The organism is Pseudonocardia sp. Ae331_Ps2, from assembly GCF_001932405.1.
Lineage (GTDB): Bacteria > Actinomycetota > Actinomycetes > Mycobacteriales > Pseudonocardiaceae > Pseudonocardia.
Map to the genome: position 1 here is coordinate 4,336,684 of NZ_MCIM01000001.1, position 26,769 is coordinate 4,363,452.

29 protein-coding genes are annotated in these 26,769 nt (G+C 75.0%); 15 read left to right on the forward strand and 14 right to left on the reverse strand.

Translation table 11 applies throughout. The annotated features are described in order from the left end of the window. Positions 1-12: 12 nt before the first annotated feature. From Ae331Ps2_RS20840 to Ae331Ps2_RS20850, 4 genes are read right to left on the reverse strand one after another with little or no spacing between them, the layout of a single operon-like run. Positions 13-327: a VOC family protein gene (locus Ae331Ps2_RS20840; protein WP_337819511.1), complete on the reverse strand. Its 315-nt coding sequence runs from the start codon at positions 325-327 to the stop codon at positions 13-15. Continuing rightward, positions 309-440, reverse strand: coding sequence for a hypothetical protein (locus Ae331Ps2_RS34335; protein WP_337819510.1), 132 nt, complete (start codon positions 438-440; stop codon positions 309-311). Before Ae331Ps2_RS34335 ends, Ae331Ps2_RS20840 begins: the two co-directional genes overlap by 19 nt. An 11-nt stretch (positions 441-451) precedes the next feature. Then, positions 452-1,579, reverse strand: coding sequence for a serine hydrolase (locus Ae331Ps2_RS20845; RefSeq protein ID WP_198932194.1), 1,128 nt, complete (start codon positions 1,577-1,579; stop codon positions 452-454). Between the two features lie 56 nt (positions 1,580-1,635). Further along, positions 1,636-2,460, reverse strand: a complete 825-nt coding sequence (locus Ae331Ps2_RS20850; protein WP_075306937.1) for an SAM-dependent methyltransferase — start codon at positions 2,458-2,460, stop codon at positions 1,636-1,638. A 237-nt stretch (positions 2,461-2,697) separates the two neighbouring features. Here Ae331Ps2_RS20850 and Ae331Ps2_RS20855 point away from each other — a divergent pair, with 237 nt between their 5' ends. From Ae331Ps2_RS20855 to Ae331Ps2_RS20865, 3 genes are all read left to right on the forward strand, one after another. Beyond that, complete coding sequence (locus tag Ae331Ps2_RS20855) at positions 2,698-3,591, forward strand: helix-turn-helix transcriptional regulator (protein ID WP_075306935.1); 894 nt, start codon at positions 2,698-2,700, stop codon at positions 3,589-3,591. Between the two features lie 217 nt (positions 3,592-3,808). Further along, positions 3,809-4,039 (forward strand): DUF397 domain-containing protein, encoded by a 231-nt coding sequence (locus Ae331Ps2_RS20860; protein ID WP_075306933.1) that lies wholly within the window; start codon positions 3,809-3,811, stop codon positions 4,037-4,039. Between the two features lie 87 nt (positions 4,040-4,126). Beyond that, complete coding sequence (locus Ae331Ps2_RS20865; RefSeq protein ID WP_075306931.1) at positions 4,127-5,173, forward strand: class I SAM-dependent methyltransferase; 1,047 nt, start codon at positions 4,127-4,129, stop codon at positions 5,171-5,173. Between the two features lie 15 nt (positions 5,174-5,188). Here the strand turns inward: Ae331Ps2_RS20865 and ppk2 are convergent, their stop codons facing one another. The 3 genes from ppk2 to Ae331Ps2_RS20880 form a co-directional block, all read right to left on the reverse strand. Then, complete coding sequence (gene ppk2, locus Ae331Ps2_RS20870) at positions 5,189-6,157, reverse strand: polyphosphate kinase 2 (protein ID WP_020624198.1); 969 nt, start codon at positions 6,155-6,157, stop codon at positions 5,189-5,191. Positions 6,158-6,218: 61 nt separating this feature from the next. Beyond that, the gene (locus tag Ae331Ps2_RS20875; RefSeq protein ID WP_075306929.1) at positions 6,219-7,052 is read right to left on the reverse strand and encodes a siderophore-interacting protein; all 834 of its coding nucleotides are present in this window, start codon (positions 7,050-7,052) and stop codon (positions 6,219-6,221) included. Further along, positions 7,049-7,960 (reverse strand): iron-siderophore ABC transporter substrate-binding protein, encoded by a 912-nt coding sequence (locus Ae331Ps2_RS20880; protein ID WP_198932193.1) that lies wholly within the window; start codon positions 7,958-7,960, stop codon positions 7,049-7,051. The genes Ae331Ps2_RS20875 and Ae331Ps2_RS20880 overlap by 4 nt, the downstream gene beginning before the upstream one ends. A 180-nt stretch (positions 7,961-8,140) precedes the next feature. Between Ae331Ps2_RS20880 and Ae331Ps2_RS20885 the strand changes: the two genes are divergently transcribed. Continuing rightward, a complete protein-coding gene (locus tag Ae331Ps2_RS20885) occupies positions 8,141-8,503 on the forward strand; it encodes a hypothetical protein (protein WP_175581804.1) in 363 nt (120 codons plus the stop codon). 4 nt (positions 8,504-8,507) lie between these two features. Here Ae331Ps2_RS20885 and Ae331Ps2_RS20890 read toward each other — a convergent pair whose 3' ends face one another. Together Ae331Ps2_RS20890 and Ae331Ps2_RS20895 are read right to left on the reverse strand one after the other, a co-directional pair. Then, positions 8,508-9,272 carry an SDR family NAD(P)-dependent oxidoreductase gene (locus Ae331Ps2_RS20890; protein WP_075306927.1) on the reverse strand — a complete coding sequence of 255 codons (765 nt, stop codon included), beginning with the start codon at positions 9,270-9,272 and terminating at the stop codon, positions 8,508-8,510. A 15-nt stretch (positions 9,273-9,287) separates the two neighbouring features. Then, a complete protein-coding gene (locus Ae331Ps2_RS20895) occupies positions 9,288-10,289 on the reverse strand; it encodes an acetamidase/formamidase family protein (RefSeq protein WP_075306925.1) in 1,002 nt (333 codons plus the stop codon). 112 nt (positions 10,290-10,401) lie between these two features. Between Ae331Ps2_RS20895 and Ae331Ps2_RS20900 the strand changes: the two genes are divergently transcribed. Then, the gene (locus Ae331Ps2_RS20900) at positions 10,402-11,022 is read left to right on the forward strand and encodes an L-threonylcarbamoyladenylate synthase (RefSeq protein WP_020623429.1); all 621 of its coding nucleotides are present in this window, start codon (positions 10,402-10,404) and stop codon (positions 11,020-11,022) included. A 230-nt stretch (positions 11,023-11,252) separates the two neighbouring features. Beyond that, positions 11,253-13,133, forward strand: a complete 1,881-nt coding sequence (locus tag Ae331Ps2_RS20905) for a hypothetical protein (protein WP_075306923.1) — start codon at positions 11,253-11,255, stop codon at positions 13,131-13,133. Here the strand turns inward: Ae331Ps2_RS20905 and Ae331Ps2_RS20910 are convergent, their stop codons facing one another. Continuing rightward, complete coding sequence (locus Ae331Ps2_RS20910; RefSeq protein ID WP_075306921.1) at positions 13,134-14,096, reverse strand: pseudouridine synthase; 963 nt, start codon at positions 14,094-14,096, stop codon at positions 13,134-13,136. Positions 14,097-14,122: 26 nt separating this feature from the next. Between Ae331Ps2_RS20910 and Ae331Ps2_RS20915 the strand changes: the two genes are divergently transcribed. The 4 genes from Ae331Ps2_RS20915 (at position 14,123) to Ae331Ps2_RS20930 (ending at position 18,518) form a co-directional block, all read left to right on the forward strand. Then, positions 14,123-14,743, forward strand: coding sequence for a LysE family translocator (locus Ae331Ps2_RS20915; RefSeq protein ID WP_075306919.1), 621 nt, complete (start codon positions 14,123-14,125; stop codon positions 14,741-14,743). 99 nt (positions 14,744-14,842) lie between these two features. Continuing rightward, on the forward strand, positions 14,843-16,366 hold the full coding sequence (locus tag Ae331Ps2_RS20920; RefSeq protein ID WP_233147575.1) for a GntP family permease: 1,524 nt from the start codon (positions 14,843-14,845) through the stop codon (positions 16,364-16,366). 8 nt (positions 16,367-16,374) lie between these two features. Continuing rightward, positions 16,375-17,592 (forward strand): CaiB/BaiF CoA-transferase family protein, encoded by a 1,218-nt coding sequence (locus tag Ae331Ps2_RS20925; protein ID WP_075306915.1) that lies wholly within the window; start codon positions 16,375-16,377, stop codon positions 17,590-17,592. Then, on the forward strand, positions 17,589-18,518 hold the full coding sequence (locus tag Ae331Ps2_RS20930) for a hydroxymethylglutaryl-CoA lyase (RefSeq protein ID WP_170917051.1): 930 nt from the start codon (positions 17,589-17,591) through the stop codon (positions 18,516-18,518). Before Ae331Ps2_RS20925 ends, Ae331Ps2_RS20930 begins: the two co-directional genes overlap by 4 nt. Before the next feature lie 19 nt (positions 18,519-18,537). Here Ae331Ps2_RS20930 and Ae331Ps2_RS20935 read toward each other — a convergent pair whose 3' ends face one another. Next, positions 18,538-19,305: an IclR family transcriptional regulator gene (locus Ae331Ps2_RS20935; RefSeq protein WP_020627902.1), complete on the reverse strand. Its 768-nt coding sequence runs from the start codon at positions 19,303-19,305 to the stop codon at positions 18,538-18,540. Continuing rightward, entirely contained in the window at positions 19,302-20,708 is a 1,407-nt protein-coding gene (xylB, locus tag Ae331Ps2_RS20940) for a xylulokinase (RefSeq protein ID WP_020627901.1), read from the reverse strand. The genes Ae331Ps2_RS20935 and xylB overlap by 4 nt, the downstream gene beginning before the upstream one ends. 72 nt (positions 20,709-20,780) lie before the next feature. Between xylB and Ae331Ps2_RS20945 the strand changes: the two genes are divergently transcribed. Genes Ae331Ps2_RS20945 through Ae331Ps2_RS20955 form a run of 3 tightly spaced genes read left to right on the forward strand, consistent with a single transcriptional unit; the run spans position 20,781 to position 22,796 of the window. Continuing rightward, entirely contained in the window at positions 20,781-20,978 is a 198-nt protein-coding gene (locus Ae331Ps2_RS20945; RefSeq protein WP_020627900.1) for a hypothetical protein, read from the forward strand. A 1-nt stretch (position 20,979) separates the two neighbouring features. Next, positions 20,980-21,738 carry an SDR family NAD(P)-dependent oxidoreductase gene (locus Ae331Ps2_RS20950; protein ID WP_075306913.1) on the forward strand — a complete coding sequence of 253 codons (759 nt, stop codon included), beginning with the start codon at positions 20,980-20,982 and terminating at the stop codon, positions 21,736-21,738. Beyond that, entirely contained in the window at positions 21,735-22,796 is a 1,062-nt protein-coding gene (locus tag Ae331Ps2_RS20955) for a phosphotransferase family protein (protein ID WP_249265575.1), read from the forward strand. Before Ae331Ps2_RS20950 ends, Ae331Ps2_RS20955 begins: the two co-directional genes overlap by 4 nt. Here the strand turns inward: Ae331Ps2_RS20955 and Ae331Ps2_RS20960 are convergent. Continuing rightward, positions 22,783-24,261 (reverse strand): cytochrome P450, encoded by a 1,479-nt coding sequence (locus Ae331Ps2_RS20960; RefSeq protein WP_075306909.1) that lies wholly within the window; start codon positions 24,259-24,261, stop codon positions 22,783-22,785. The two genes, Ae331Ps2_RS20955 and Ae331Ps2_RS20960, sit on opposite strands and share 14 nt — an antisense overlap. A gap of 100 nt (positions 24,262-24,361) precedes the next feature. On the opposite strand from Ae331Ps2_RS20960, the gene Ae331Ps2_RS20965 reads away from it, so the two are divergent. Beyond that, on the forward strand, positions 24,362-24,943 hold the full coding sequence (locus Ae331Ps2_RS20965; RefSeq protein WP_158071502.1) for a TetR family transcriptional regulator: 582 nt from the start codon (positions 24,362-24,364) through the stop codon (positions 24,941-24,943). A gap of 26 nt (positions 24,944-24,969) precedes the next feature. Here Ae331Ps2_RS20965 and Ae331Ps2_RS20970 read toward each other — a convergent pair whose 3' ends face one another. Then, positions 24,970-25,881 (reverse strand): LysR family transcriptional regulator, encoded by a 912-nt coding sequence (locus Ae331Ps2_RS20970; protein WP_075306907.1) that lies wholly within the window; start codon positions 25,879-25,881, stop codon positions 24,970-24,972. 89 nt (positions 25,882-25,970) lie between these two features. On the opposite strand from Ae331Ps2_RS20970, the gene Ae331Ps2_RS20975 reads away from it, so the two are divergent. Next, on the forward strand, positions 25,971-26,765 hold the full coding sequence (locus Ae331Ps2_RS20975) for an alpha/beta fold hydrolase (protein ID WP_075311937.1): 795 nt from the start codon (positions 25,971-25,973) through the stop codon (positions 26,763-26,765). Positions 26,766-26,769 lie beyond the last annotated feature (4 nt).

Here is a 26,769-nt window from a genome sequence, read left to right on the forward strand (position 1 = left end):
GACCGGCGGTGCTCAGCCGCCGAAGCGGCCCCGGGCCGACTCCGGGATCAGCGGCCGCTCACCCCGGACCCGCAGCTTCTGCACCGCCCAGGTGTTGCCGTCGGGGTCCGCGAAGCCGAAGAAGGTGCCGCCGTCGCGCTCGTCGAGCACCGTCACCTCGCTGCACTCCACCCCGCGTCCGACGAGCTCGTCGCGCGCGGCCCGGGCGTCGGCGACGCAGAGCTGCAGCCCGCGCATCGAGCCGGGCGCCATCTCGTTCTGTGCCGGCAGCGAGCCGACGACGATCGAGCAACCCGAGCCCCGCGGCGTCAGCTGGGCGATGTGCATGTGCTCGGTGCGGGTGTCGTGGTCCAGGTCGAAGCCGACCCGGTCGCGTAGAAGGTGACCGCGGCGTCGAGGTCCGACACCGGCAGGACGACGACCTCGAGTGTCCAGTCCATGGTGGGGCCTCTCAGGAGTGCGCCGCGGCGCGGAAGGAGTGCAGGAGCGCGGGGCCCTCGGGACCGTCCCACACCACCTGGGTCAGTAGCAGGGAGATCACACCGCTCGACGGGTCGGAGCGCCAGCCCGTGCCCAGGCCGCCGTCCCAGCCGTAGCGTCCGCCGTCCTCGACGGCCAGGCCCAGGCCCCAGCCGCAGCCGTCGTCGAGGAACGGGGCGGCACCGGCCCGCTGCGCGGTGCTCAGCCGGTCGGAGGTCAGCTCGGCCACCGCGCCGGGGGACAGGACCGGGCTGCCGCCCGCGCGCAGGGCCCGGGTGAACGCGAGCAGGTCGTCCAGGGTGGAGACCAGGCCACCGCCTCCGGAGGGGAACACCGGCGGGGCCGACCACGCGCCGTCGACCGGGTCGGTCACGGTGAAGCCGCCGCCGGGTGCGGCGGCCAGCAGCGGGACGAACCGGTCCCGGTCGGCGGCGGGCACCGAGAAGCCGGTGTCGCGCATGCCGAGCGGGGCGAACACCCGCTCGGCGAGCACCGTCGCGAGGTCGGTGCCGCAGCGGCGGGCCAGCAGGACACCGAGCAGGTCACCGGAGGTGTGGTACAGCCAGCGCGACCCGGGCTGTGCGACGAGCGGCACCGCGGCGAGCCGCGCGGTCCAGGTGTCGGGGTCGGGGAGCGGGTAGGACCCGGGTGGTCCGTCGCTGCCGAGCCCTGCGGTCGCGCGCTGCACCGGCAGCTCGGCCGGGGGCCGGGGGAGCATCCCGATCCCGCAGCGGTAGGTCAGCAGGTCGTACAGGGTGATCGGCCGGCGCGCGGGGGCGGTGTCGTCGAGCCCGGCGGCCTCGTGACGCAGCACCCGCGGCGCGGCGAACTCGGGCAGCCACGCCGCGACCGGCTCGTCGAGGTCGAGCATCCCGTCCTCGACGAGTGCGAGCGCGGCGACCGCGACGACCGGCTTGGTGACCGAGGCGATCCGCACGATCGTGTCGCGGCGCAGCGGGTGTCCGGCGCCGTCGTCGCCGAGGACGTGCACCCCGGTGCCGTGCCGGGGATGGTCGACGGCCGCGACGAGTCCGGGGACGCACCCGGTGGCGACGGCGTCGCGCAGGATCTGGGCGGTGGGGTCCAGGGTGACGGGCACGGGGCCTCCCGGGGTCGGCGGGTCTCACCCCTCTCGACCGTGGTGGCCCCGCGAACTCATCGCTTGATGCCGACCCCGCCCACGATGCACCGCTGCACCGGGTCCTCGCCGCGCAGCTGTGGTCCGTCGGGCCACCACCGGTAGCAGGGGACGATGCCCGGGTCGACCAGCTCGAGGCCGGGGAACAGTCCGGTGATCTCGGCGAGGGTGCGGAACCGGCCGCTGCCCATCGGGCTGTGCACGAAGACCTGCTCCATCCGCCGGGCCAGCTCGCTGTCGGCGTTCTCCGGGTCGAAGAAGTGCGCGATCGCGACGACGCTGCCCGGAGCGAGCCGCTCGACGTAGCGGGCCATGATCGCCTGCGGGTCCACGGCGTCGTCGAAGTGGTGGATGGTGCCGATCTGGAACAGCGCGACCGGCTGGTCGAGGTCCAGGAAGCCCTGCACCGACGGGTCGGCCAGCACCGACTCCGGCTCGCGGATGTCGGCGGCGGAGAAGCGGGTGAACTCGTTGTCCTCCAGCAGCGCCCGGCCGTGCGCGATGACGGTCGGGTCGTTGTCGACGTAGGCGACCCGGGCCTCGGGCTGGAGCCGCTGGACCACCTGGTGGGTGTTCTCCGCGGTCGGCAGGCCGGAGCCGCAGTCCAGGTACTGGGTGATCGAGGTCTGGGTGGCTACGAAGCGCGCCGCCCGGATCAGGAACGCCCGGTTGTCGACGGCGAGCAGGTTGACCTCGGGGGCGATCTTGCGAACCCGCTCGATGGTCTCCCGGTCGACCTCGTAGTTGTCCTTGCCGCCGAGGGCGTAGTCGTAGACCCGGGCGATGCTGGCCTTGGTCGTGTCGATGTACGCGGGAGCGCGACCCTCGGTCGGCTGGGCCATCGGCGGAGTCCTCACTGCGTCGTCGGCGGCGTCGCGCCGGTGCGTCGGTCGGTGCCCGGACGACGCCCGTCGTGGCGCCGATCACCGGTGCGGTCACCGTAGCGGACCGACCCGATTGGGCACGCACCGTCACCGTCCGGACGTGTCCCGTGATCGAGACCGCTGACGACCTGCGGAACCGTTGTGTAGGCTCGGTCACCCGATCGGCAGTCCCCGCAACCGCAGGAGCCCGTCCCGGTGGTCCCCAGCCCGAACAGCCCCACCCCGCCCGGTGCCGACCGCGGCCCGACCGCGCGGCGCATCGTGCTCGGATCCCACCTGCGCCGGCTGCGGGAGCGCGCGGGCATCTCCCGGACCGACGCGGCGTACGCGATCCGCGGCTCGGACTCGAAGATGAGCAGGCTGAAGTCGGGCAAGGTCGGGTTCAAGCAGCGCGACGTCGCCGACCTGCTGACGATGTACGGCGTCGCCGAGGGCCCCGAGCGCGACCAGGTCCTGTCGATGGCCGAGGAGAGCAACTCCAGCGGCTGGTGGGCCCGCTACAACGACGTCGTCCCCGGCTGGTTCGAGGACTTCGTGGGTCTGGAGGCCTCGGCATCGCGCATCTCGTCCTACGAGCTGCTGTTCGTCCCGGGGCTGCTGCAGACCGAGGAGTACGCCCGCGCGGTCGTCAGCGGCGGACACACCGACCTGCCGCCCGTCGAGCGGGCCGACGTCGAGAAGCGCCTGGAGGTGCGGCTGCGACGCCAGCGCGTGCTGCACCGCAAGGACGCACCGACCTTCTGGACCGTGCTCGACGAGGCCGTGCTGCACCGACCGGTCGGCGGGGAGGGAGTCTTCCGTGCCCAGCTCGACCACCTCATCGAGCTGTCGTCGCTGCCGAACGTCGTCGTCCAGCTGCTGCCCTGGGATCTGTCCGGCTACGGCGCCGAGCACGCCTTCACCATGCTGCGCTTCGCCGAGCCCGAGCTGCCCGACCTGGTCTACCTCGAGGAGATGACCGGGGCCTCCTACCTGGACAAGCGGGCCGACGTCGAGCGCTACGGCCGTTCGATGGACCGGCTCACCATCGACGCGCTCAGCCCGGCCGAGACCAAGCAGGCACTGAGCAAGCTGCGCGCCGAGCTCTGACCTGCGCCGACGTCGCTCGCGGGCGACGAGCGGCGCCCGTCTTCGGGCCCCGGGTACCACGCTCCGACGTCGACCGCCCACGGCCCGTGCACCGCAGTCGGGCGCGGACGGGCGACCGCCGGGCGCGTTCCGTCCTGTTTTGCACGACCGGACCGCTTGTCCACTGCTAGCGTTTGACGCAACGGAGAATGCATATGCAGATGAGGTGAGCATTCGCATGGACCAGATGCACCTGAGCGGCCCCGCGGCGATCGATTCGCTGACGTGGCGCAAGAGCGTGCGCAGCGGCTACCAGGGCAACTGCGTCGAGCTCGCCGTCGTGACCGGGGGGACCGTGGCCGTCCGCAACTCGCGGGACCCGCACGGCACCGTGCTCGCCTTCCCGGCCACCGAGATGGCCGCCTTCCTGACCTCGATCAGGAACGGCGAGCTGGACGACCTCGCCTGAGCGTCCGCCGACCTCCCGCGGGCGGCCGGCCCGACCCCGGCCGCCCGCGGTGAGCCGAGAATGATCTTCTCGGTGTAGGAAGGAACGGTGAGCCGTTCCGATCAGGCCCCGTCCTACCGCGGGGCCAGCGCCCACTACCTGTCCCCGGCGCGACGGGACCCGGTCAAGGTCGGTTCCGAGGAGCCGGTCACCCGGCGGGTCATCGCGAACGCGCTGGCCGCGTTGCACCTGCGGCCCGGCGCCCCCGTCGCCGTGCTCGACGTCGGGTCCGGCACCGCCGACGGGTTCGCCCTCCTCACCCGCCCGGAACCGGGCGCCGCGCCGATCGTCGCGGAGGACCGGCTGCGCTACGTCGGCCTCGACGTCGACCCGGAGATGGTCGCCACCGCACGGGACACCGTCGGTTCGCCGTCGGCGTCGTTCGTGCTCGGCGACGTGCGCGACGCGCTGCCCGACGGCGCGTTCGACCTCTACCTGTCCTGCGGCGTCCCCTACTCCCACCTCACCCGCGACGAGCTCGTCGCCGCGCTGGGGTCGGTGCTCACCGCCGTGGCGGCCCGGGGCCGACGGGCGGCGGTCGTCGTCGACGTCCTCGGCCGGTACTCGGTGGAGTGGCAGCCCCGCTGGGACACCGAGCGCTGGGACTACGCGATGAGCTTCTTCGCCGGCGGCGGCGAGGCGATCTCCGAGCCGATGACGTTCTACGGCCGTGCCGAGCTGGACGCCACCGTCGACGCCGCGCTGGCCGGCAGCGGCGCGCGGCTGGTGTCGCGCACCGCCGTCGACCGGTCGGTCCTGGTCGGGCGGCACACCGCCACCGGCACCTTCCACCCGTCGGTGCCGCGGTTCCGGGCCCTGGTGAACGACCTGGTCCGCGACCCGTCCCGGGTCGACCCCGACGACCTCCGGTTCACCCCGGCGACCGGGGGAGCACCGGAGGAGGCGCTGGCCTGGCTGCGCGGGTTCGCCGACCGGTGGAACGGCGCCCTGGAGCCGTACCGGGGGGCCGGGCCCCTCGCCGGGGCCGAGGCCGCCCGGCTCGCCGGGACCCTGCTCGGACTCGAACGGGCCGCGGGCCCCGGCCTGGCCGTGGGTCACTCGCTGACCATGACGCTGGTGGCCGAGCCCGCCTGAGCAAAGCCCCGCCGCTCAGTGGTGCCGGTCGGTCAGGGGCGGGAAGCGGTTCGGGCCCTCGTCCTGCTCGAACATCTCCGCGGCGGGCCCGACGATCAGCCGGTCCGGCGGGGAGGCCACCCCGGTGTCCTTGCCGGGGTAGTCGAACAGGCCCAGGACGTGGCGCATCGCCTCGAGCCGCGCGCGCTTCTTGTCGTTGCTCTTGATCACCGTCCACGGGGCGTCCTTGGTGTCGGTGTAGAAGAACATCGCCTCCTTCGCCTCGGTGTAGGCCTCCCACTTGTCCAGCGAGGCCAGGTCCATCGGGGACAGCTTCCACTGGCGCACCGGGTCGACCTGGCGGATGAGGAAGCGGGTGCGCTGCTCGTCGCGCGAGACCGAGAACCACAGCTTCACCAGGTGGATCCCGGACCGGACGAGCATCCGCTCCAGCTCCGGGGTAGCCCGCAGGAACTCCATGTAGGAGCGGGGGTCGGTGAAGCCCATGACCCGCTCGACGCCGGCCCGGTTGTACCAGGACCGGTCGAACAGCACGATCTCCCCGGCCGAGGGCAGGTGTGCCACGTAGCGCTGGAAGTACCACTGGCCGGCCTCGCGCTCGGTCGGCTTCTCCAGCGCCACCACCCGGCAGCCGCGGGGGTTGAGGTGCTCGGTGAACCGCTTGATCGTGCCACCCTTGCCGGCGGCGTCGCGCCCCTCGAACAGGACGACGATCCGGTTGCCGGTGTCCTTGACCCAGTTCTGCAGCTTCAGCAGCTCGATCTGCAGCAGCCGCTTCTGGTGCTCGTACTCCTGGCGTGACAGGCGGTCGTCGTAGGGGTAGCCCTGGCGCCAGGTGTCGACCGGGCTGCCCTCGGGGTCGACGAGGGTCGGGTCGTCGTCGTCGGAGTCGTCGACCCGGAAGTGCCCGGGGTCGACCGCACCGGGGTGCGGGATGAGGGGAGCGGGGGCGTCGGCCTGAGGCTCGACCGGGGTCTCGTCCACGTCCGGCAACGCTGCGCGCCGGGCATGGCCACCCGGCCACACCCGGATGACCTCCGGGTGATCAGCGGGCAGCGGGACGGGGCCGGTCGTGCCAGTAGCCCTGCGCGTGGACCCGGTCCGGGGCGACGCCCGCCTCGTGCAGCAGGCCGCGCACCTGCGCCACCCGGGTGCTCTCGGTGGCGTTCCAGGCGTAGAAGCGGTCGCCCAGGCGGGCGGCTGCGGCACCGTGGGTCCCGACCCAGTCGGCGACGGCGTCGAGCAGCGATCGCCCCGGCCGCCGGCAGACCTCCACGGTCACGCCGGGATGGACGCCGGCGAGCCCGACGGCGTCGGCCGGGTCGCCGACCTCGACCAGCACCCGGCCCCGATGGTGCGGCGGGAGCGCGGCGAGGATGCCGCGCACGGCGGGCAGTGCCGTCTCGTCGCCGGTGATCAGCACCTCGGTGGCGGGGCCCGGGTCCCACTGCACGCCGTGGTCCGGGTTGCCGCGCCGCACGTCCGGCCCGGAGAGCAGGACGGCGTCGCCGGGCCGGGCGGCCGCCGCCCACGCGCTCGCGGGACCCGGCCGGGCGTGGCAGAACACGTCGAGCTCGACCTCGCCGCGCCCCGGCCGGACCGCCACCGGGGTGTAGCTGCGCGGCACCGGCCGCGTGTCGGCGGGCAGCGCCCGCAGCCGGGCCCGCCACTCGCGTTCGGGCAGGCCCGACGCGAGCGAGGCGGGATAGCCGACCTCCGTCGGTACCAGCAGCTTGATCCGCTGGTCCCGGCCGTGCGGGGCGAACCGCGACAGCTCCGGCCCGCCCAGGACGAGCCGCCGGAACCCGGGGGAGGGCACGCCGACGGCGAGAACCCGGGCGGCGAACAGGACGTTCGGCGACCCCGCCAGCGGGCTCACCGGCCCAGCGTCCGCTCGATGTCGTCGAGCACCTTCTGCCCGCCGAGCGGACCGACCCCGGTGATCCAGACCGACTGGTCGACCGGGTGCAGCCGCGGGAAGACCTGCGCGCGCACCGCCTCGACGGCGGGCGGCACCGCCGACGGCGACGCCGGGTCGGCCGCGGTCAGGAACACCTCGTCGGCGCGGGCCTGCTGGACCAGCTCGGGGGACAGGTCCACCGAGATCGAGTTCTCCCAGTCCCGGGGAGGGATGGTGAACCCGGCGCACTCCAGGGTGCCGCCCGCGAACGACGTCGGCCCGTAGAGGGTCAGGAGGCCGTCGCGGGGGCGGATCATCTGCGCGGTGCGCCCGGCCGTGTCGTGCGTGCGCGCGACCTCGGCGCACCGGTCCCGGTAGCGGGTGAGCAGCTCCTCGGTGTCGGCCTCCCGGCCGAGCACCCGGCCGACGAAGCGGACGTTGTCCTGCCACGGGTCGGCCTGCGAGGCCATGAACGCCGTCGGCGCGATCGCGGCGAGGCGGTCGTACAGCGCGGCGTGCCGGGACTCGGTGCCCAGGATCAGGTCGGGCCGCTGGGCCGCGATCCGTTCCAGGTCGGGCTCGGCGACGGTCCCGACGACCGTCACCCGCGCGCCGGCGTCGCCGAGGTAGGCGGGCACCCCGGTGCCCTCGGACAGGACCGCGGCCCCGACCGGCGGGGCGTCGAGGGCGACGGTGGTGTCGAGCTGCACCGGCTCCAGCACGACGACCCGCCGCGGCGCGGCCGGGACCGTGACCTCGCCCCGTGCGGTGGCGACCGTGCGGGTGCCATCGTCGTCGGTGGGGTCGGCGCCGGGCGTGGCGGAGCACGCGGCGAGGAGCAGGGTGAGCAGGGCGGCGAGGGCCACCGCGGCCCGGGACGGCGTCACGGACGGTCTCCTTCGGTCAGGTGAGGCGACCCTAACCCGAGACCGGTAGGGGATGGGCTGTCCGGTTCGACGGAAATCCGGTCGCCCACGAGCGCACGACCGGGGACCCTGTCAGGCGATGATCGACCAGTTCCTCCGCGACGGCTGGGTGCACCTCCCGGGCGGGGCCGGTCCCTGCTGATGTTGTTCCTCTACACCGACGTCGGACCGGACGACGCCCCGACGCTGCTGCGGTCCGGCTCGCACCACGAGGTCGCCCGGCTGCTCGCACCGCACGGATCCGCCGGCGCGGACTGGCTGCCGTTCTGCGGCGAGGCGGTCCGCGCGACCGCGGGATGTCGGGAGGTCGCCGCGACCGGCCGCGCCGGCGACGTCCACCTGGTGCACCCGTTCGTCGTGCACCGCGCCCAGGCGATGTCCTCGGCCGCCCGGCGGCCACGGGTGATCGCCCAGCCGCCGCTGGAACCCGCGCGCGAGCCGGCGTTCGACCTGGTGGCCGGGACGGCCCCGGTCGAGCGGGTGGTGCGCGAGGCGCTGGGGTGAGGCCTCAGAGCTGCACCCCGCGGGTCAGCGCCCCGTCGACCACCAGGTTGGTGCCGCTGATCCGGCTCGCCCGCGGGCTGACCAGCGAGACGACCGCGTAGGCGGTCTCCTCCGGGGTGCCCATCCGGCCCGTCGGGTTGAGCCCCATCGCGTGCGCGTACAGCGCGGGGTCGTTCTGCTCGACGTTCGCCCACACCCCGCCGGGGAAGTAGACGTTGCCGGGGGAGACGGCGTTGGCGCGGATGCCCTTCGGGGCGAGGTCGAAGGCCAGGCCGGAGACGTAGTGCACCAGCGCGGCCTTCATGACGCCGTAGGAGCCGTCGGCGAAGTCGATCTCGCGACCGGAGACGCTCGACACCGCGGTGACCGAAGCGGCGTCGCTGCGCTCCAGGTGCGGCATCGCGGCGTCCACCAGACGCACCGTGTGCAGCAGGTCGATCTCGAAGCTCGAGCGCCAGTTCTGCTCGCCAGGGCCGATCGCGAGCGCCGAGACGTTCGCGACGACCGCGTCGACGGCACCGAAACGATCGGCGGCGGCGGCGACCCAGCCGGCCAGCGCATCGCCGTCGGCGACGTCCACCGCGGTCCCGGCCACCTCACCGGCGCCGGCGGCGCGCAGCTCCTGCTCGGCGGCGGCGACCCCGTCGGCGTCGCGGGCGCAGAACGCGACCCGAGCGCCCTCCGCCGCCAGCCCGGCGACGACCGCGCGCCCGATCCCGCGCGACCCTCCGGTCACGAGCACGACGCGGCCGTTCAACAGCATGTCCATGACAGGGGCCTTCCTCTACAGGGAGCGGGCCTGCTCGCGCAGGTGACGGTGGACGCCGCCGTAGGCCGCGGCCGTGGGCAGCAGGGCCTTCGCGATCTTGGTGACGGCGCTGTAGTTGGTGTCGACGACGTTGGCCAGCGGCGACTCGGCGGCCTGGGTGAGCAGCTGGTAGGCGTCCAGCCGGTCCAGCCCGTAGAGCTCGCCCAGCCAGGCGATCATCCCGACCTGGCTGGCCCGCCAGGCGTCCTCCAGCGGGCGGGCGGACCCGACGACGACGTAGTGGGTGTCGGTCTCGATCCGCGGCCAGGCCGGGGCCGGGGAGTTCTTGATCAGCTCGACGATCAGCACGACGTCCATCGCGCCCTCGACCGCCGTGCCGCAGCTCTCGCCCTCGCCCTGACGGTAGTGGCCGTCGCCGACCGAGAAGAGCGCGCCGGGCACGTTGACCTGCAGGTAGCAGGTGGCCCCGGCGCGCATCTCCGGGGTGTCCATGTTCCCGCCGAACACGTCGGGGACCAGCGAGCTGCGCACCTCCCGCCCGGGCGGCGCGACGCCGACGGTGCCGAGCATCGGGTTGCACGGCAGCTCCAGACGCAGGTCCGCGCTCGTCGCCTCGAACAGCACCGTCCCCGCGGCCCGGTCGAGCTGGTAGATCCAGGTCCGCTCGGGCAGCGGCTCGTGCAGCAGCGCGGTGCGCTCGGTCGTCGACAGCGCCCCGAACAGCGGGATCAGCGTGGAGGCGCCCCAGTCCCGGGCCGGGGTCAGCTCCACGAGGTGGACGGCCAGGGTGTCGCCGGGCTCGGCGCCCTCCACGTGGAACGGCCCGGTCTGCGGGTTCACCTCGCTCATGTCGAGCACCGCGCTCGGACGGTCCGAGATGGACGTGAGCCGCCCGGAGAACGCGTCCTCGGTCCACAGCCGCAGGCAGGTCCCGGGCGCGACCCGGCGCACCGGCGGCACGCCCCCGAAGGTCCAGGCGAACTCGTGCCGTTCCGGCCGGTATTCCACGACGTGCATGGATCGCATCCTGGTCCCCTCCGCGCGTCGCGGGCAACGGTTTCCCGGCCGCACCGCGACCGGCCGGTCGTCGAGGTCCCCGGGTGGGCCGCCGAGCCGGTACGTTCGCGCGATGGCCCGGTACTTCGACGTGCACCCGCAGAACCCGCAGCCGCGCAGCATCGGACAGGTCGTGGACCTCGTGCGCTCCGGCGGCCTGATCGCCTATCCGACCGACTCGTGCTTCGCGCTGGGCTGCTCGCTGGGCAACCGCGACGGCCTGGACCGGATCCGGCAGATCCGCAAGCTCGACGACCGACACCACTTCACCCTCGTGTGCGCGGAGTTCGCGCAGCTCGGGCAGTTCGTCCAGATCTCCAACGCCGTGTTCCGCGCGGTGAAGGCGTCCACCCCGGGCAGCTACACCTTCATCCTCCCGGCCACCAAGGAGGTGCCCAAGCAGCTGCTGCACCCGAAGAAGAAGACCGTCGGCGTGCGCATCCCCGACCACGCCACCACCCAGGCGCTGCTGGCCGAGCTGGGGGAGCCGCTGCTGTCCTCGACGCTGCTGCTGCCGGGCCACGACGAGCCGATGACGCAGGGCTGGGAGATCAAGGAGGAGCTGGAGAACCAGGTCGACGCGGTCATCGACTCCGGGGACTGCGGCACCGAGCCGACCACCGTCGTCGACCTGTCCGGCGACGAGCCGGAGATCGTGCGGCACGGTGCGGGGGACCCGTCGCGGTTCGAGTGAGACCCCTCCGGCGCGGCCGCCCGGCCGCCCGTCGTGCCCGTCCGGGCACTCCCGGCGACCCGTCGGCGGAGTTGCGCCGCCCGCCCGTCCACGATCCACCGCCCACCGCATCAGAACAAGCGCTGGGCGGACCGACGAGTAGGCTTCGCAACCGTCCCGCCCGCTACCCGAGCGGGTACTGACGTGGCGTCCGACCCGGGCGCCGTCCGAACGGTTCGGAGGACGATCGCGTGGCGCGAGACGACCCGCCGCCCCACCCGTCCGGCCCGGCGGGGGCCTCGGCCGGGGACGCCGTGCTGGCCGCGATCGCGCACCGGCTGCGGGCCCGTTCGGAGCGTCAGCAGCTGCTGACCGAGCGGCTGCGTGCCGGCGAGCTGCGCCCGGGTGCGCTGGCCGACCTCGCCGAGCTGGCCGCGGCCGCCCGCCGCGGCGCCCGCGACGGCGACCACATCCTCGTCCTCGCCGGTGCCCCCCGCGGTCCCCGGCTCGCCGCCCCGCCGACCCCGCTCGGCCAGGCGCTCAACACCGTCGTCTCGGCGAGCGAGGCGGCCTCGCGCACGATCGTCCCGCCAACGCCGAGCGTCTCGGTCGACGCGGTCGCCGAGCCCGTGCTGGGCCAGATCCTGGCGGAGCTGCTGGCCCACGCCGCGAGCGTCACGCCGGCGGGGGAGCGAATCGAGCTGCTCACCCGCTGGGGTCCCGAGGGTGGGATCGTCGTCGAGCTCCAGGGGACCCAGCCGCCGCGGCACCGCACCCCGGTCGAGGAGCTGGACCGGGCGCTGGGCTCGGCGACGCCCGGCGGTCCGGTCGCCCCGCAGGAGATCGGTCTGCACGTGGCCGCGCGGCTGGCCCGCGCCATCGGCGCCCGGCTCGGCGTCCGTGGCCCCGCCGGGAACTCCGCGGTCGCCCCGATCGCCGTGCTGCACCTGCCGTCGTCGGTCGTCGGCGGTGGCCGCTCCGAGCCGGCCGCGCCCGCCGGCCCCACCGCGGAGCCGCAGCCGGACGAGCAGGTCGGCACCGGGACGACGGCATCGCTGCGCCGCCCGGCGCCGGACGGTGCCCCCGACGCGGCCGGCACCCCCGACCCCGCTGCGGCGGCGGACGTGCCCTGGCCCCCGCGGGACGCCCCGGCGGCGGAGCCCGAGCGGAGCTGGCCGCCGGTCGCGCCCGAGCGGGACGAGCCGGCGGCATCCGCCGGGCTGCCCCGCCGTGCGCCCCGTCCGGCCGGCGGCATCGCGGCCGCGGCCCCCTTCGCCGGCTCCGGCCCGAACGGCAACAGCCCGAACGGCAACAGCCCGAACGGCAACGGCCCGTACGGCTCCGGTCCGAACGGCGTCGGCCCGAACGGCTCCGGCTCGAACGGCGTCGGCCCGAACGGATTCGGCTCGACCGGGCCCGGTCCGGCCGGCTCCGGTCCCGGTGGGCCCGGACCAGGGTCCCGTCCGCCGTACGGGCCGCCGTCGCCGGGCGCGGGGCCGTCGCGCAACGGGGGCCCGCCGCCCGCGCCGCAGGAGGCCCCGGCCACCGAGGCACTGCCCGTCACCGGCGCCCCGGGGACGACCCCGCCGGTGGAGCTGTTCGGACCGTTCGACTCGGAGGTTCCGGTGCCCGTGGACGACGCGGACGACACGCCGATCTTCGCGGCGGTCGCCTCGGCCTGGTTCCGTGAGCCGGGATCGACCGAGACGACGGCGCTCCCGGTCACCGGGAACAACTGGCGCACCGCGGGTGACGCCGAGTTCGACGCCGCCCGCATCCGGGCCGACCGGGTCGTCGACCTGCCGACCACGGCGCAGGGTCTGCCGCAGCGGCTGCCCGGGCAGGCGATGGTGCCGCCGTCGTGGCGGGACACCCCGAACGGCGTCGCGCCGGCCGGGTCCCGCGAGCGCCAGCCCGACCGCGTGCGCAACCGGCTGTCCAGCTACCAGCGGGGGCTGCGCGAGGGCCGCCACCGTGCAGCGGAGGACCACGGTCCGCACGGACCGGCCGACGGGGCTGCCAACGGTGCGGTCAACGGCGCTGCCAACGGCGCCGCCAACGGGGTGCCGGTCCCCGGCGGCCACCACAACGGCCACCACCTCGACGACGACGGCGACCGCAGCGTCGGCTGATCACCACTCGTGCGGCGTCCCGGCGGCCCAGCCGTCCGGGTCGTCCCACGCCTGCAACGTGCGGCCGCTCACGAAGCGCCGCCGCACCCCGGTCAGCGGGTCGTCGAACTCCAGCGCGCGGGAGAGCAGCTGGAGCGGGCGGGTGAAGTCCTCGGGCGCCCGCCGGCGCAGCTCGGGATAGACGTCGTCGCCGAGGATCGGCACGCCCAGCCCGTTCAGGTGCACCCGCAGCTGGTGGGTCCGCCCGGTGCGCGGGGTCAGCCGGTAGCGGGCCAGGTCCTCGCGCCGCCCGTCGAGCTCGATGCGGGTCTCGGCGTTCGGCTCGCCGTCCTCGGTGACGGCGGCGAACACCCCGGGGCGTTTCACGATCCGCGACACCTCGGTGCGCGGCAGCTCCAGGTCCGGGTCGAACCGGGCGAGGGCCTCGTAGGTCTTGGTGACGCGGCCGCGGGCGAACAACGTCTGGTAGGCACCGCGCAGCTCGGGCCGCACCACCAGCAGCAGCACCCCCGCGGTGGCGCGGTCGAGCCGGTGCGCCGGGCTGAGCGCGGGCAGCCCGAGCTCGTGACGCAGCCGCACCAGCACGGTCTGGCGGACGTGGCTGCCGCGCGGGATCGTCGCGAGCAGGTGCGGCTTGTCGACGACGACCACGTCGTCGTCGGCGTGCAGCACCGGCAGGCCGAACGGCACCGGCACCTCGTCGGGCTCGTCGCGGTAGAGCCACAGCGTCGTCGAGGGCGTGTACGGCGTGGCCGGGGTGACCGGACCGGCCGCGGTCACGATCTCCCCGGCGGCCAGGCGCGCGTCGATCCGGTCCGCGACGTGCGGGAACCGGTCGACGAGGTGGTCGCGCATCGTCGCCCACCCCTGGGTCGCCGGGGTCCGGACGCGGGCCGGCGCGAGGCCGTCGACCGTCGGGAGCGGGGACGCCTCCCGGGAGGTGCGGCGCCGGCGGGATCTCACGGGGCAGCAGCCTACGATGGCCTCTCGTGAGCTGGACGTCCTACGGTGCCTATCTGTTGATCGTCGTCGGGCTGGTGCTGATGCCCGGCCCGGACACCTTCGTGATGCTGCGCGCCTCGCTGGTCGGCGGGCGCGCGGGCGGGCTGGCGACGCTGGCCGGGGTGTTCACCGGCAACGCCCTGCAGGGCTGCGCCGCGGCGTTCGGGCTCGGCGTGCTCGTCGCTGGCTCGCACACCGCGTTCACCGTGATCCGCTGGGCCGGCGTGGTCTACCTCTGTGTGCTCGGTGTGCAGGCGCTGCGGGCCGCCCGCCGCGGGGACTACCCCGCCGTCGACGACGGCGGTCCGCGGGTGCCGGTGCGGCGATCGTTCCTGGTCGGCTTCGGCTCGAACATCACCAACCCGAAGGTGCTGGTCATGTACCTGTCGGTGCTGCCGCAGTTCCTCGTCCCCGGCGTGACGACCATCGCCGACGCGCTGCTGCTGGCGCTGTCGGTGGCGGTGCTCGGCGGCGTCTACGGGGTCGGCCTGGTCCTCGCCGTGCACCGGGCGCGGGGCTTCTTCACCCGGCGCCGCGTGCGCCGCGCCGGTGACGTCGTCGCCGGCGCCGCGTTGATCGGGTTCGGCGGGGCGCTGGCCGTGACCTGACCGCCAGGCTTGCTCGCATGGTGGGTCTGTGTTCATGATGTGGGTACGACATCGTCGTCGACGCCCAGGGGGACCATCGTGTCGGACACCGTCATCGTGGTGAACACGGCTGTCGCCGTGCTCGCCGTCGTCGTGCTGATCGTGAGGTTCCGGCTCAACCCGGTGATCTCGCTCGTGATCGGCGCCGTCTACCTGGGGCTGACCGCCGGCCTGGGGGTGAGGGGGACGGTCGACGCGGTCACCGGCGGGTTCGGCGACATCCTGGCCGACGTCGGGCTGCTCATCGCCTTCGGCGTCCTGACCGGGGCGATGCTGCACCACGCGGGCGCCATCGAACGGCTGGTCTCGGCGCTGCTGGCGGCCTGCGGTCCGCGCGGGATGCCCTACGCCACGGCCGTCACCGTCTCCACCGCACTCCAGTCGATCTTCGTCGACGTGCTGCTGGTCATCTCCGCGCCGCTGGCCCGCCGGATCGCCCCGCGCATCGGGGACCGGGGACTGCCGCGGATGGCGACCGCGCTCGCGATCGGCCTGGAGTGCGGGATCGTGTTCATGGTCCCCGGGGTCGGCGCGGTCGCGCTCGCCGGTGTGCTCGGGGTGCCGCTGGGCCAGATGCTGATCCTGGGCCTGGTCGTCGTCGTGCCGACGGTGCTCATCGCCACCGCGATCATGTCCGTGCTGCTGCGTCGCGGCTGGTGGGACCCGGCGCGCGACGAGCAGGAGCCGGTCGCAGCGGGCGTACCCGGCGGACCGGGGGCCGGCGCCCCGCACGCCGCCGCGACCGACGCCGCCGCGGCCGTCCCCTCTCCGGCCGACGCCGCCCCACCCGGTGACGGTCCCGGCGGGGACCTCCCGCCGTCGGGGGGAGCTGTTCCGGGCCCCGGGGCCGGGCAGGGGGCTCCGGGTGGTGGTGCCGGCGGCGCCGGTCGGGCGGGCGGGGCGGCCGCCGGCACCGCGGTGTCCGGCACCGCGCGTCGCGAGCTCCCGCTGGCCCTGCTGTTCGGGCCGCTGCTGGTGGGCCTGCTGCTCATCGCCGCGGGCGCCGTCCTCGACGCCGCCGGGGTGACCCACCCGGTGCTCGCGTTCCTGGGTGAGCCGGTGATCGCGCTGCTGCTGGCGCTGATCGGGACCACCGCCGTCGTCGGGGTCGCCCACGGGCGCGAGATGGTGGAGTCCGCCGTGACCGACGGGTTCCGCGAGAGCGGGCAGATCCTCATCCTCACCGGGGTCGGCGGCTCGCTCGCCACCACGATCGGCGACGCCGGGCTGGGCGAGATCCTCGGCCGCTTCTTCTCCGCGAGCACCGCCGCCCCGCTGCTGATGGTGTGGCTGATCGCCGCCGTGCTGCACGTCGCGATCGGGTCGGTGACGATCTCGGCGATCACCGCGGCCGGCGTGCTCGCCCCGGTCGCCCCGGTGATCGGCCTGGCCCCCGTGTTGATCGCGCTCGCGGCCGGAGCCGGCGCGTTGTTCGCCGTGCACGTCACGTCGAACACGTTCTGGCTGCTGCAGTCGCTGCTCGGGCAGTCCGTGCGGGGGACGCTCAAGACCTGCTCGGTCGGGGTCTCGATCGCCTCGGTCGTGGCGATCATCGTGATCCTGCCGCTGTCGCTCGTCGTCTAGGGAGAGTCGTGTCGCAACTTCCGCTGTCCGGGGTCCGGGTGCTCGAGCTCGGCAACTACATCGCCGCCCCCACCGCCGGACGCCTGCTCGCCGACTTCGGCGCCGAGGTGATCAAGGTCGAGCGCCCCGGGACGGGCGACGAGGTCCGCAACTGGCGGCTCTACGCCGGGGACACCTCGATGCTGTACCGGACGCTGAACCGCAACAAGCGCTCGGTCACCCTCGACATGCGCTCGGCCGCGGGGAAGCAGGCGGTACTGGACCTGGCCGCCCGCTCCGACGTGGTGCTGGAGAACTTCCGGCCCGGCACGCTGGAGCGCTGGGGACTGGGCCCGGCCGAGCTCGACGCCGTCAACCCCGACGTCGTGCTCGTGCGGATCTCCGCGTTCGGGCAGACCGGGCCGCTGTCGTCGCGGCCGGGGTTCGCCGCGGTCGCCGAGGCGATGGGCGGGCTGCGCGCGCTGGTCGGGGAGGCCGACCGGCCGCCGTCGCGGACGGGGGTGTCGATCGGGGACTCGATCGCCGGGCTCTACGGTGCGTTCTCCGCGATGATGGGCCTCTACCAGCGCGAGAGCCGCGCCGACCGGCCCGCGCTGGACCGGCGCTGCATGGACGTCGCGCTCAACGAGGCCGTGTTCTCGATGATGGAGTCGCTCGTCCCCGACCACCTCGCCTACGGCGTCGAGCGGCGTCGGGTCGGCGGGCGGATGGAGGGCATCGCGCCGTCCAACGCCTACGTCTGCGCCTGCGGTGGAAGCGTCGTCGTCGCCGGCAACGGCGACTCCATCTTCGGCCGGCTCATGACCGTCATCGGCCGCGCCGACCTCGGGACGGACCCGGAGCTGGCCACCAACGCCGGCCGCTGGACGCGCCGCGACGAGCTCGACGGCGCCATCGAGGCCTGGACCCGCTCGCTGCCCCGCGACGAGGTCCTCGCGAAGCTGGAGGAGGCCGGGGTCCCGGCCGGGCCGATCCACTCCGCCGCCGACATCGTCGCCGACGAGCAGTTCCGCGCCCGCGACATGGTCCAGTACTTCGACGTCGACACCGGCGGCGACGCGCCCGCCCGCGTCGGGTTCCCCGGCATCGTGCCGGTGCTGGGCGACCGCTCGGTGCCGGTCCGCTCGGTCGGGCCCGACCTGGGCGCCGACACGCACGACGTGCTCGGGGGTCTGCTCGGGTACACCCCGGACACGATCCGGGCCGCATCGGGGGAGGACGCATGAGCACCGACGGGATCGTCCTGCGGGACGTCACGCTGCGCGACGGGCTACAGCTCACCGGCAAACCGCTGCCCACCGACCGCAAGGTCGAGCTGGTCCGCGCGCTGCTCGGGGCGGGCGTGCCGGAGCTGGAGATCGGGTCGCTGGCCCGCGGTGACCTGGTGCCGCCGCTGGCCGACACCCTCGACGTCGTCGCCGCGCTCACGCCGGAGGAGCTGGAGCGCTGCTGGGTGTGGGTGGCGACGCCGCGGCACGTGCAGAAGGCGGTGGCGGCCGGCGCGCGCAACGTCCAGTACTGCTTCTCCGTGTCCGACGCGCACAACAACGCCAACGTCGGCCGTGACACCGCCGTCTCCCTCGACGCGATGCCGCAGGCCGTCGAGTACGCGCGCGCCGCGGGCGGACGCATCCAGCTGTGCCTGGCGACCGCGTTCACCTGCCCGTTCGACGGGCCCGTCGACCCGGACCGGGTGCTCGGGATCGTCGCCGACCCGCGCACCGCGGGCTCCTGCGACGTCGTCGTCTGCGACACGCTCGGGCAGGCGAACCCGGCCGAGGTCGGGTCGCTGGTCGGGCGCGTCGCGGCGGTCGCCGACGGCCGCCGCGTCGCCTTCCACGGCCACGACACCTGGGGCCAGGGCGTCGCGAACGCCCTCGCCGCCGTGCAGAACGGCGCGACCGTCCTCGACGGCGCGCTGGGCGGCCTCGGTGGCTGCCCGTTCGCGCCCGGGGCCAGTGGCAACACCGCCAGCGAGGACCTGCTGTTCGCGCTGCGCCCGGACTGGCTGACCCCCGCCGTGCTGGCCGGGCTCGTGACGTGGTCGGAGGACCTGCTCGCCGAGCTGGGGGAGCCGATGCGCTCGGCGACCGCGCGCGGCGTCCGCTCGAACGCCCTGGCGTTCCCCTGGACGGCGGGGCCCCGCGGCTGAGCCCCCGGCGCGCACCGGGTCAGCCCGGCGGGCGCCCGCCGAGGGTCCGGGTGAGCCGCTCGGCGGCGCCGACCAGCAGGTCCACGCACTTCTCGCACTCCGAGCGGCCGAACCGGATGGTCGGTCCGCTGATCGTGAGCGCCGCCGCGACCTCGCCTGCGTGGTCGAAGACGGGAGCGGAGAGCCCGGAGCCGCCGTCGTCGCGCTCGGCGACGGTGATCGCGAACCCGTCGCGACGGGTGTCGGCGAGCAGCTCGCGCAGCCGCTGCGGGCTGGTCACGGTGTGGTCGGTGAGGGGCTCCAGGGGACCGGCGAGCACCTGCTCGGCCAGCTCGGGGGCCCAGGCCAGCAGCACCCGCCCGGCCGAGCCGGTGTGCAGCGGCACGATCCGCCCGACGTGCATCTCCCGGCGCAGCGCGTGCCGCGTCTCGGCGACGGCGACGCACACTCGGTGCCCGCCCTCGGCCCGGAACAGCGCCGCCGTCTCCCCGGTGGTGTCGCGCAGCTCGCGCAGCAGTGGCCCGGCGAGCTCGAGCAGGTCGACCCCGCGGGCCGCGGCTCCGGCCCAGTAGGCCATCCGGATCCCGATCCGGACCCGGTCCCCGACCCGGTCCAGCAGGCCCTCGGCGACCATGTTGGACACCAGGCGCTGCACCGTCGAGGTCGGGATGCCGGTCGCCTGCTGGATCTCGCCCAGCCCGAGCACCGGGCGCTGCAGGGTGAACGCGTCCAGGATGTCGGTGATCTTGCCGAGGACCAGGAGCCGCTTCGGGCCCTCGGTGGTCATGCCGCGACCCGGTCCAGGAACGCCCCCGCCGCCTCGCGGTAGCGCTCCCACGCCGCCGGAGCGGGCTCGGCCTCGTAGCGCGCCGGTTCGGCCCCGGCGCTCCACGACGGCGGGGTCGCCCCGCCGCGCAGTGCCCACGCGGCCTGCCGGGCGGCGCCGTCGGCCACGTACTCGCCGGGTTCGGGCACCCGGACCGGCACCTCGAACACCTGCGCGGCGATCCGGCAGACCGCCTCGGAGCGGGCCGCCCCGCCGACCAGCGTCACCCCGGACACGGTTACGCCCTGCTCGCGCAGCGCCTCCAGCCCGACCCGCTGCGCGGACAGCATGCCCTCGATCGCGGCCCGGGCCAGGTTCTCCCGGGTCCCCGACGCCAGCGTCCAGCCGTGCAGCGCGCCGGTCGCGTCGGGCAGGTTCGGGGTCCGCTCGCCCTCCAGGTAGGGCACCACGACCAGCCCGCCCGCGCCCGGCTCGGCGGCGAGCGCGAGGCGGCCCAGCTCGTCGTGGTCCACCCCGAGGAACCGCCGGGTCGCATCCAGCACCCGGGAGGCGTTGAGCGTGCACACCAGCGGGAGGTAGGCGCCGGTGGCGTCGGAGAACCCGGCCACGATCCCGGACGGGTCCTGGGCGCGGCGCTCCGAGCGGGCGAACACCGTGCCGGAGGTGCCCAGCGAGACGACGACGTCCCCACCGGCGTCGACCCCCAGCCCGGCGGCCGCGTTGTCGCCCGCCCCGGCGGCGACCCGGATCCCGCCCGGCCCGTCGACGGACTCGGCCGGGCCGAGCAGCCGCGGCAGCGTCGGTGTCGACCCGAAGAACCGTTCGAGCAGTTCGGGGCGGTAGTCGACGCCGTCGAACCAGCCGGTGCCCGAGGCGTCGGACCGGTCGGTGACCAGCTCGTCGAGCCCCGCGCCGCCGGGGACGCCGCCACCGCGGAGCCGCCAGGTCAGCCAGTCGTGGGGCAGGCACACCGCCGCGGTCCGGGCGGCGTTCTCGGGCTCGTGGCCGGCGAGCCAGCGCAGCTTGGCCAGGGTGATCGAGGCGACCGGGACGACGCCGGTCGTCTCCGCCCACTGCTGCGCGCCGAACTCCTCGACGAGCTCGCCGGCGGCCGCCGCCGAGCGGGTGTCGTTCCACAGCAGCGCGTCGCGCACGACCTCGCCGCGCTCGTCGAGGCAGACCATGCCGTGCTGCTGGCCCGCGACCGACACCGCGGCGACGCCGTCGAGGCCGCCCGCGTCGTCGATCGCGGCCTGCAGCGCCTCCCACCAGAGCCGGGGCGCGATCTCCGTGCCGTCCGGGTGCGCGGCGCGCCCGGACCGGACGAGCTCGCCGGTGTCGGCGTCGCGGACGACGACCTTGCAGGACTGGGTGGACGAGTCCACCCCGAGCACCAGTGCCATGGGCCCCAGCCTGCCATCGTCGGCGCGGCGCGGCGGGAGACAGGCGGGGCGGATCGGTGCCAGGGTGGTCCCATGAGCGACGAGCAATGGTTCTACTGCCTCAAGCACGGCACCGTGGAGACCGCCGACGGCTGCCGGTCCGCCGACCGGCTCGGCCCGTACCCGGACCGGGCCACCGCGGCCCGCGCGCTGGAGATCGCCAGGGAGCGCACCGAGTCCGAGGACCGCAAGGACCGGGAGTGGAACGCCGGGAGCTCCGGGGCGTCCTGACATGAGCGGCACGACGGAGGGCGGCCGGGTCGTCGTCGTCACCGGCGGGAGCCGGGGGATCGGACGGGCGGCCTGCGCGGCGTACGCGGCCCGCGGGGACACGGTCGTCGTCGCCAGCCGACGGGCCGAGGCGTGCACCGCACTGGCCGCGGAGCTGACCGCGCTGCACGGCGTCCCGGCGCTCGGCGTCGGCTGCCACGTGGGCCGCTGGGCGGACTGCGACGACCTGGTGGACCGGGTGCTCGCCGAGTACGGCCGGGTCGACGTGCTGGTGAACAACGCCGGCATGTCCCCGCTCTACGGGTCGCTCACCGAGGTCACCGAGGAGCTGTTCGACAAGGTCCTCGCGGTGAACCTGCGCGGCGCCTACCGGCTCGGGGCCCGCTGCGGGGAGCTCATGGCCGCGGCGGGCGGCGGCGCGATCGTGAACGTCTCCTCGGTCGCGGCGGTGATGCCCGGCCCCGGGGAGCTGCCCTACGCGCTGGCCAAGGCCGGGCTCAACGCGCTGACCGTCGGGCTGGCCCGCGCGTACGCGCCGTCGGTGCGGGTCAACACGGTGATGCCCGGTCCGGTCCGGACCGACATCGCCGAGCACTGGACCGAGGAGTTCCGTGCCCACGTCGCCGGCACCGTGCCCGCCGGACGGGTCGGGGAGGCGGCCGAGGTCGTCGGCGCGATCCTGTACCTGACCGGCCCGGACGCCGGGTACACCACCGGCGCGACGATCAAGGTCGACGGCGGCATGGCGTGGTCGACGTGAGCCCCGCGGACCCGTCGGGTGTGGTCGACCGGACCGCGCTCGCGGCCTGGCTGCGCGGACAGGGGTTCGGCGACTGGTCCGGCGAGCTGGAACCGGTCGGCGGCGGCACCCAGAACGTGGTGCTGCGCACCGTCGTCGACGGCAGACCGCTGGTCCTGCGCTCGTCGCCGGTGCACCCGCGGCCGGGGTCGGCCCGCACCATCGCCCGCGAGATCACCGTGCTCGGCGCGCTGCGCGGCACCGACGTGCCGCACCCGGAGCTCGTCGCCGCCTGCACCGACACCGACGTGCTCGGCAGGCCGTTCTACCTGATGACCGACGTGGACGGCGTCAACCCCGGCGAGCGGGTCTCGCCCGAGCAGGCCGCGACCCCGGCGCTGCGGCACGTCGCGGTGCTCGACGTGGCCCGGGCCGCGGCCAGGCTCGGCCGCCTCGACCCGGCCGCGGTCGGGCTGGACGGGCTGCGCCGCCCCGGTCCGTTCCTGGAACGGCAGGTGCCGCGCTGGACCGCGCAGCTCGCGTCCTACTCCGAGGTGCCCGGCTACGACCCCGGCGACCTGCCCGACGTGGCCGTCGCCGCGGACTGGCTGACCCGCCACCGCCCGCCCGAGCCGGAACCGGGCGTCGCACACGGGGACCTGCACCTGAACAACGTGCTGCTGGACCGCACCCGGCCGCGGGTGGCCGCACTCGTCGACTGGGAGATGTGCACCGTCGGCGACCCGCTGCTCGACCTCGGCTGGCTGCTGGTCACCTGGCCGGTCGACCCGGTCGGGTTCGGCGCGGGGACCGCGCTCGCCGGGCACGGCGGTCTCCCCACCCGGGCCGAGCTCGTCGCCGCCTACACCGACGCGGGCGGCCGCGACACCACCGACATCACCTGGTACGCGGGGCTGGCCGCGTTCAAGCTGGGCGTCGTGCTGGAGGGCACCTGGGCACGGGTCGCCGCGGGCGAGGCGGACCGCGCGGTGGGGGAGCGGCTGCACGCCGCGGCCGTCGCGCTGCTGGAGCTGGCCGTGCGGATCGCCCGCGACGAGTGGGCCGTCAGCGCGGGGTGAGCCGCACCGGGATCCCGCCCACCGGCACCGGCAGCGAGGTGTTGTCCCAGCGCAACCGGTAGGACGGCTCGACGGTCCACCGGTACCGGCGCAGCATCTCGTGCAGGATGGCGGTGACCTCGAGGGTCCCGAAGTGCAGTCCGATGCACTTGTGCACCCCGCCGCCGAACGGGATCCACGCGTCGCGGTCGGAGCGGTCCTCGCGCCGGTCGGGCCCGAACCGCTCGGGGTCGAAGTGCTCCGGGTCGGTCCAGCAGGAGCGGTCGTAGTGGTTCACCGCCTGCGCGACGACGACCCGCGTCCCGGCCGGGACGTGGTGCCCGGCCACCGCGGTGTCCTTCACCGCCGTCCGCATGACCACCGGGACCGGTGCGTCGAGCCGCAGCGCCTCCCGGATCACCAGGTCCAGCGACGTCAGCTCGCGCAGCTCGGCCACGGTCGGGACGCGGTCCCCGATCCGCTCGGCGAGCGCGTCGGACTCGGCGCGGCAGCGTTCCTGCCAGACCGGGTTGCGGGCGAGGTGGTGCGCCGCCGAGGTCGTGGTGGTGGTGGAGGTGTCGTGGGCGGCCATCATCAGGAAGATCATGTGGTTGACGACGTCGTCGTCGGAGAACGCCTCGCCGTCGTCGGTGCGGGCGTGGCACAGCGCCGAGAACAGGTCGGTGCCCTCGCCCGCGCGCTTGGCCGCCAGGTTCTCCCGGAACCAGTTCTCCAGCACGACCCGTCCGCGCAGCCCGCGCCGCCAGCGGGTCCCGGGCAGGTCCTTGCGGACGAAGGAGTTCGCCGCCCGGACGCAGTCGACGAACGCCCGGTTCACCGCCTCCGCAGTGTGCATGCTCGTTCCGCCTGCGCTGCTCTCGGCGGCTCCCGAGCGGGCGTCCATGAACACCGCCTGCGCGACGTCCAGGGTGAGCCGCTTGAGCGCCGGGTAGAGCCGCAGCCGCTCCGGCCAGGTCGGCAGCACCTCGCGCACGACCGGGGTGGTCGCGGCGACGTAGCGGGAGATCCGGTCCGCGGTGAACGCCTCCTGCATGATCCGCCGGTGCGCGCGGTGCTCGTCGAAGTCGAGCAGCATCAGGCCGCGGTGGAAGAACGCGTCGACCGTCGCGCGCCACCCCTCCTGGGAGAACGCCTTGTCCCGGTTGGTGAGCACCTCCCGGGTCGCGGCCGGGCCGGTCACGACGATCGCCCGGCCGTTGGGGGTGCGCATCCACCAGACCGGGCCGAGCGCCTCGGAGCGGGCCCGGGTGAAGCGGTGCCCGAACCGGACGTAGGTCAGGGCGTGGCCGAGGACGGGCAGCCCGTCGTCGCCGGGCACCTCGCGCAGCCCCTCGGGTGCCGGGCCGAACGCCGCGGGGCGCCGGCCTCGCACCGCACCGGTCAGCAGCGACCGGTCGACCGCCTCGGGCGCGGGCAGGGTGAGGACGGACGACCAGCGCTCACGCGCCTGCTGCACCAGCTTCACGGGCTTGCTCCTCGGACGTCGACGGCGGTGTCCCGGCCGAAGTTAGACACTTCTGACGAAACTGTCCAGACGATGGACGGGCCGTGCGATGATGTCGGCCATGAGCGAGCGGCGGACGATGGCGCGGCGAGCCCGCGACGAGCTGCGCGGCGAGGTGCTCGACGTCGCCGAACGCCTCGCGGTCGCGGGGGAACGCCCGTCGATGCCCGAGCTCGCCCGCCGGGTCGGGGTCAGCCGGCAGACCCTCTACAGCGAGTTCGGCGACCGCGACGGGCTCGCCGCCGCCCTGGTGCTGCGGGCCACCGACCGGTTCCTCGACCGGATCGAGGCCGCCCTCGACGGCGAGACCGACCTGCACGCGGCCTGGGTCGCCGCCGTCGGCGCCGCGCTCACCGAGGGGGCCGAGAACCCGCTGCTCAAGGCCCTGCTCAGCGGCGACGCGGCGGTCCCGTCCGCGTTCGGCACCGACTCCGGCCCGATCATCGCGGCCGCGGCCGAGCGGTCCGCCGGATACCTGCGCCGGGTCCGGCCCGGGGCCCGCGAGCACGACGTGCGGCTCGCCGCGGAGACCGCCGCCCGGCTCACGGTCAGCCACCTGGTGCTCCCCGCGGGCCCGGCGTCGCGCTCGGCGGAGGACATCGCGACCGTGGTGGTGCGGACGCTCGGCGACGACGGGGTGTGAGCTCGTGGGAGGTCGTCCCGCCCCGGTCACGGCGTGGCAGGCGTGCCGCCGGCCTCCCCGGCGGCGTGCCGGACCAGACGGATCAGCCGGCCGGCGGCGACGGACGGGGGCCGGTCGCGTGCGGTGATCAGGGAGACGACGAACTCGGGATGTGGTGAGAGGTCGAGGAGCCGACGGCGGACCGGCTCGGGCGCCGAGGACGGCGCGATCAGTGCCAGCCCGAGCCCCGCGCGGACCAGTTCGGCGACGGTGGCGACGTCTCCCACCTCGATGACCACCTCGCGTGCGACACCGTGGGCGGCGAGGACCCGGTCGACGCTCTCCCGGCTGCCCCAGCCGGGAGGGACGTCGATGAACGACTCGCCGCGGAGCTCGGTGAGGGGCACACGCTCACGACCGGAGAGCCGGTGCCCGGGCGGGCAGGCGAGCCGGATCGGTTCCCGGAACAGCTCGTGCGCCTCGATCGCCGGTGGGCACGCCGTGGGATCGACCGCGGCGAGCGCGAGGTCGAGGCGGTGCTCACGCACACCACGCACGAGCCCGGCGGTCCCGTCGGGTGCGGTGCCGGGGCGGATCGTCACCCGGGGCCACTGCTGGTGGAAGCGCTGGAGCAGCGCCGCCAGGTCGACACCGGGCAGGGCGTGCATGATCCCGACGGTGACAGTGCCGCGGATCCCCCCGGTCACCTCCTCGACGGCGTCGCGGGCGGAGGCGGCCGCGGCCAGCGTGGTGCGGGCGGGCGCGACCAGGGCCGCGCCCGCGTCGGTGAGCGCGACCCGGCGGGTGGTCCGCTCGAACAGCACCGCGCCCAGGTCACGTTCGAGCGCCCGGACCGCGACCGAGACCGCCGACTGCACGAGGTGCACGGACTCGGCGGCGGCGGTGAAGCTCCCGGTGTCGGCGACCGCAAGGAAGATCTCGAGCTGGCGCAGCTCCACGGCGCTCCCCGATCCATGAATCCGATGAATAGGTCTCAGGAGAACCTATCGTTGGACGTGATCGGTGTCCGCAGGTGACAGTCGTCGTCGTGGACGACAGCACCTTCTCGACGCGGACCGTCAACCTGGTCCGCACCGGCCCCCGCGGCGGCACCCCGCTGGTCCTCCTGCACTCGGCCGGGCTGGATCTGACCTACTGGGATCGTCAGATCGCGGCCCTGGCGCCCGACCGGGACGTCGTCGCGGTCGACCTGCCCGGCCACGGGCGGACCACCGGCGGCCCCGGCGACTGGCAGCTCGATCGCGCGGTCGGGTTCGTGCGCCGAGTGCTGGCGAGTCTGGAGGCCGACCGGGTCCACCTGGTCGGGCTGTCACTGGGCGGGATGCTCGCCCAGGCCACCGCCGTCGCGGACCCGGGCATCACGGCCTCGTTGACGTTGATCGACACGGCGGCCTCGTTCTCCGACGCCGGCCGCGCGGCGATGCGGGCCCGGGCCGCGCAGGCGCGGACGGAGGGCATGGCGGCGGTGCTGGAGGGGCTGTTCGGGCACTGGTTCACCGCCGACACCCGCGCCCGGCGCCCGGACCTGGTCGAGCGCGCCACCCGCACGCTGCTCGCCCAGGACCCGCAGGTGCATGCCGCGATGTGGGAGATGATCGCCGGCTTCGAGCTCGCGGCCGACCTCCCCCGGATCGGGTGCCCGACGATGGTCGTGGTCGGGGAGCACGACTCCAGCTCGCCGGTCTCCGTGGCCCGGCAGCTGCGCGACACCATCCCGGACGCCCGGCTGCGCGTGGTGCCCGCCGCCGCCCACCTCGCACCGTTGGAGAAGCCCGACACCGTCACCCGCCACCTGGTCGGGTTCCTCGACCAGGTCGCCTGAGGAA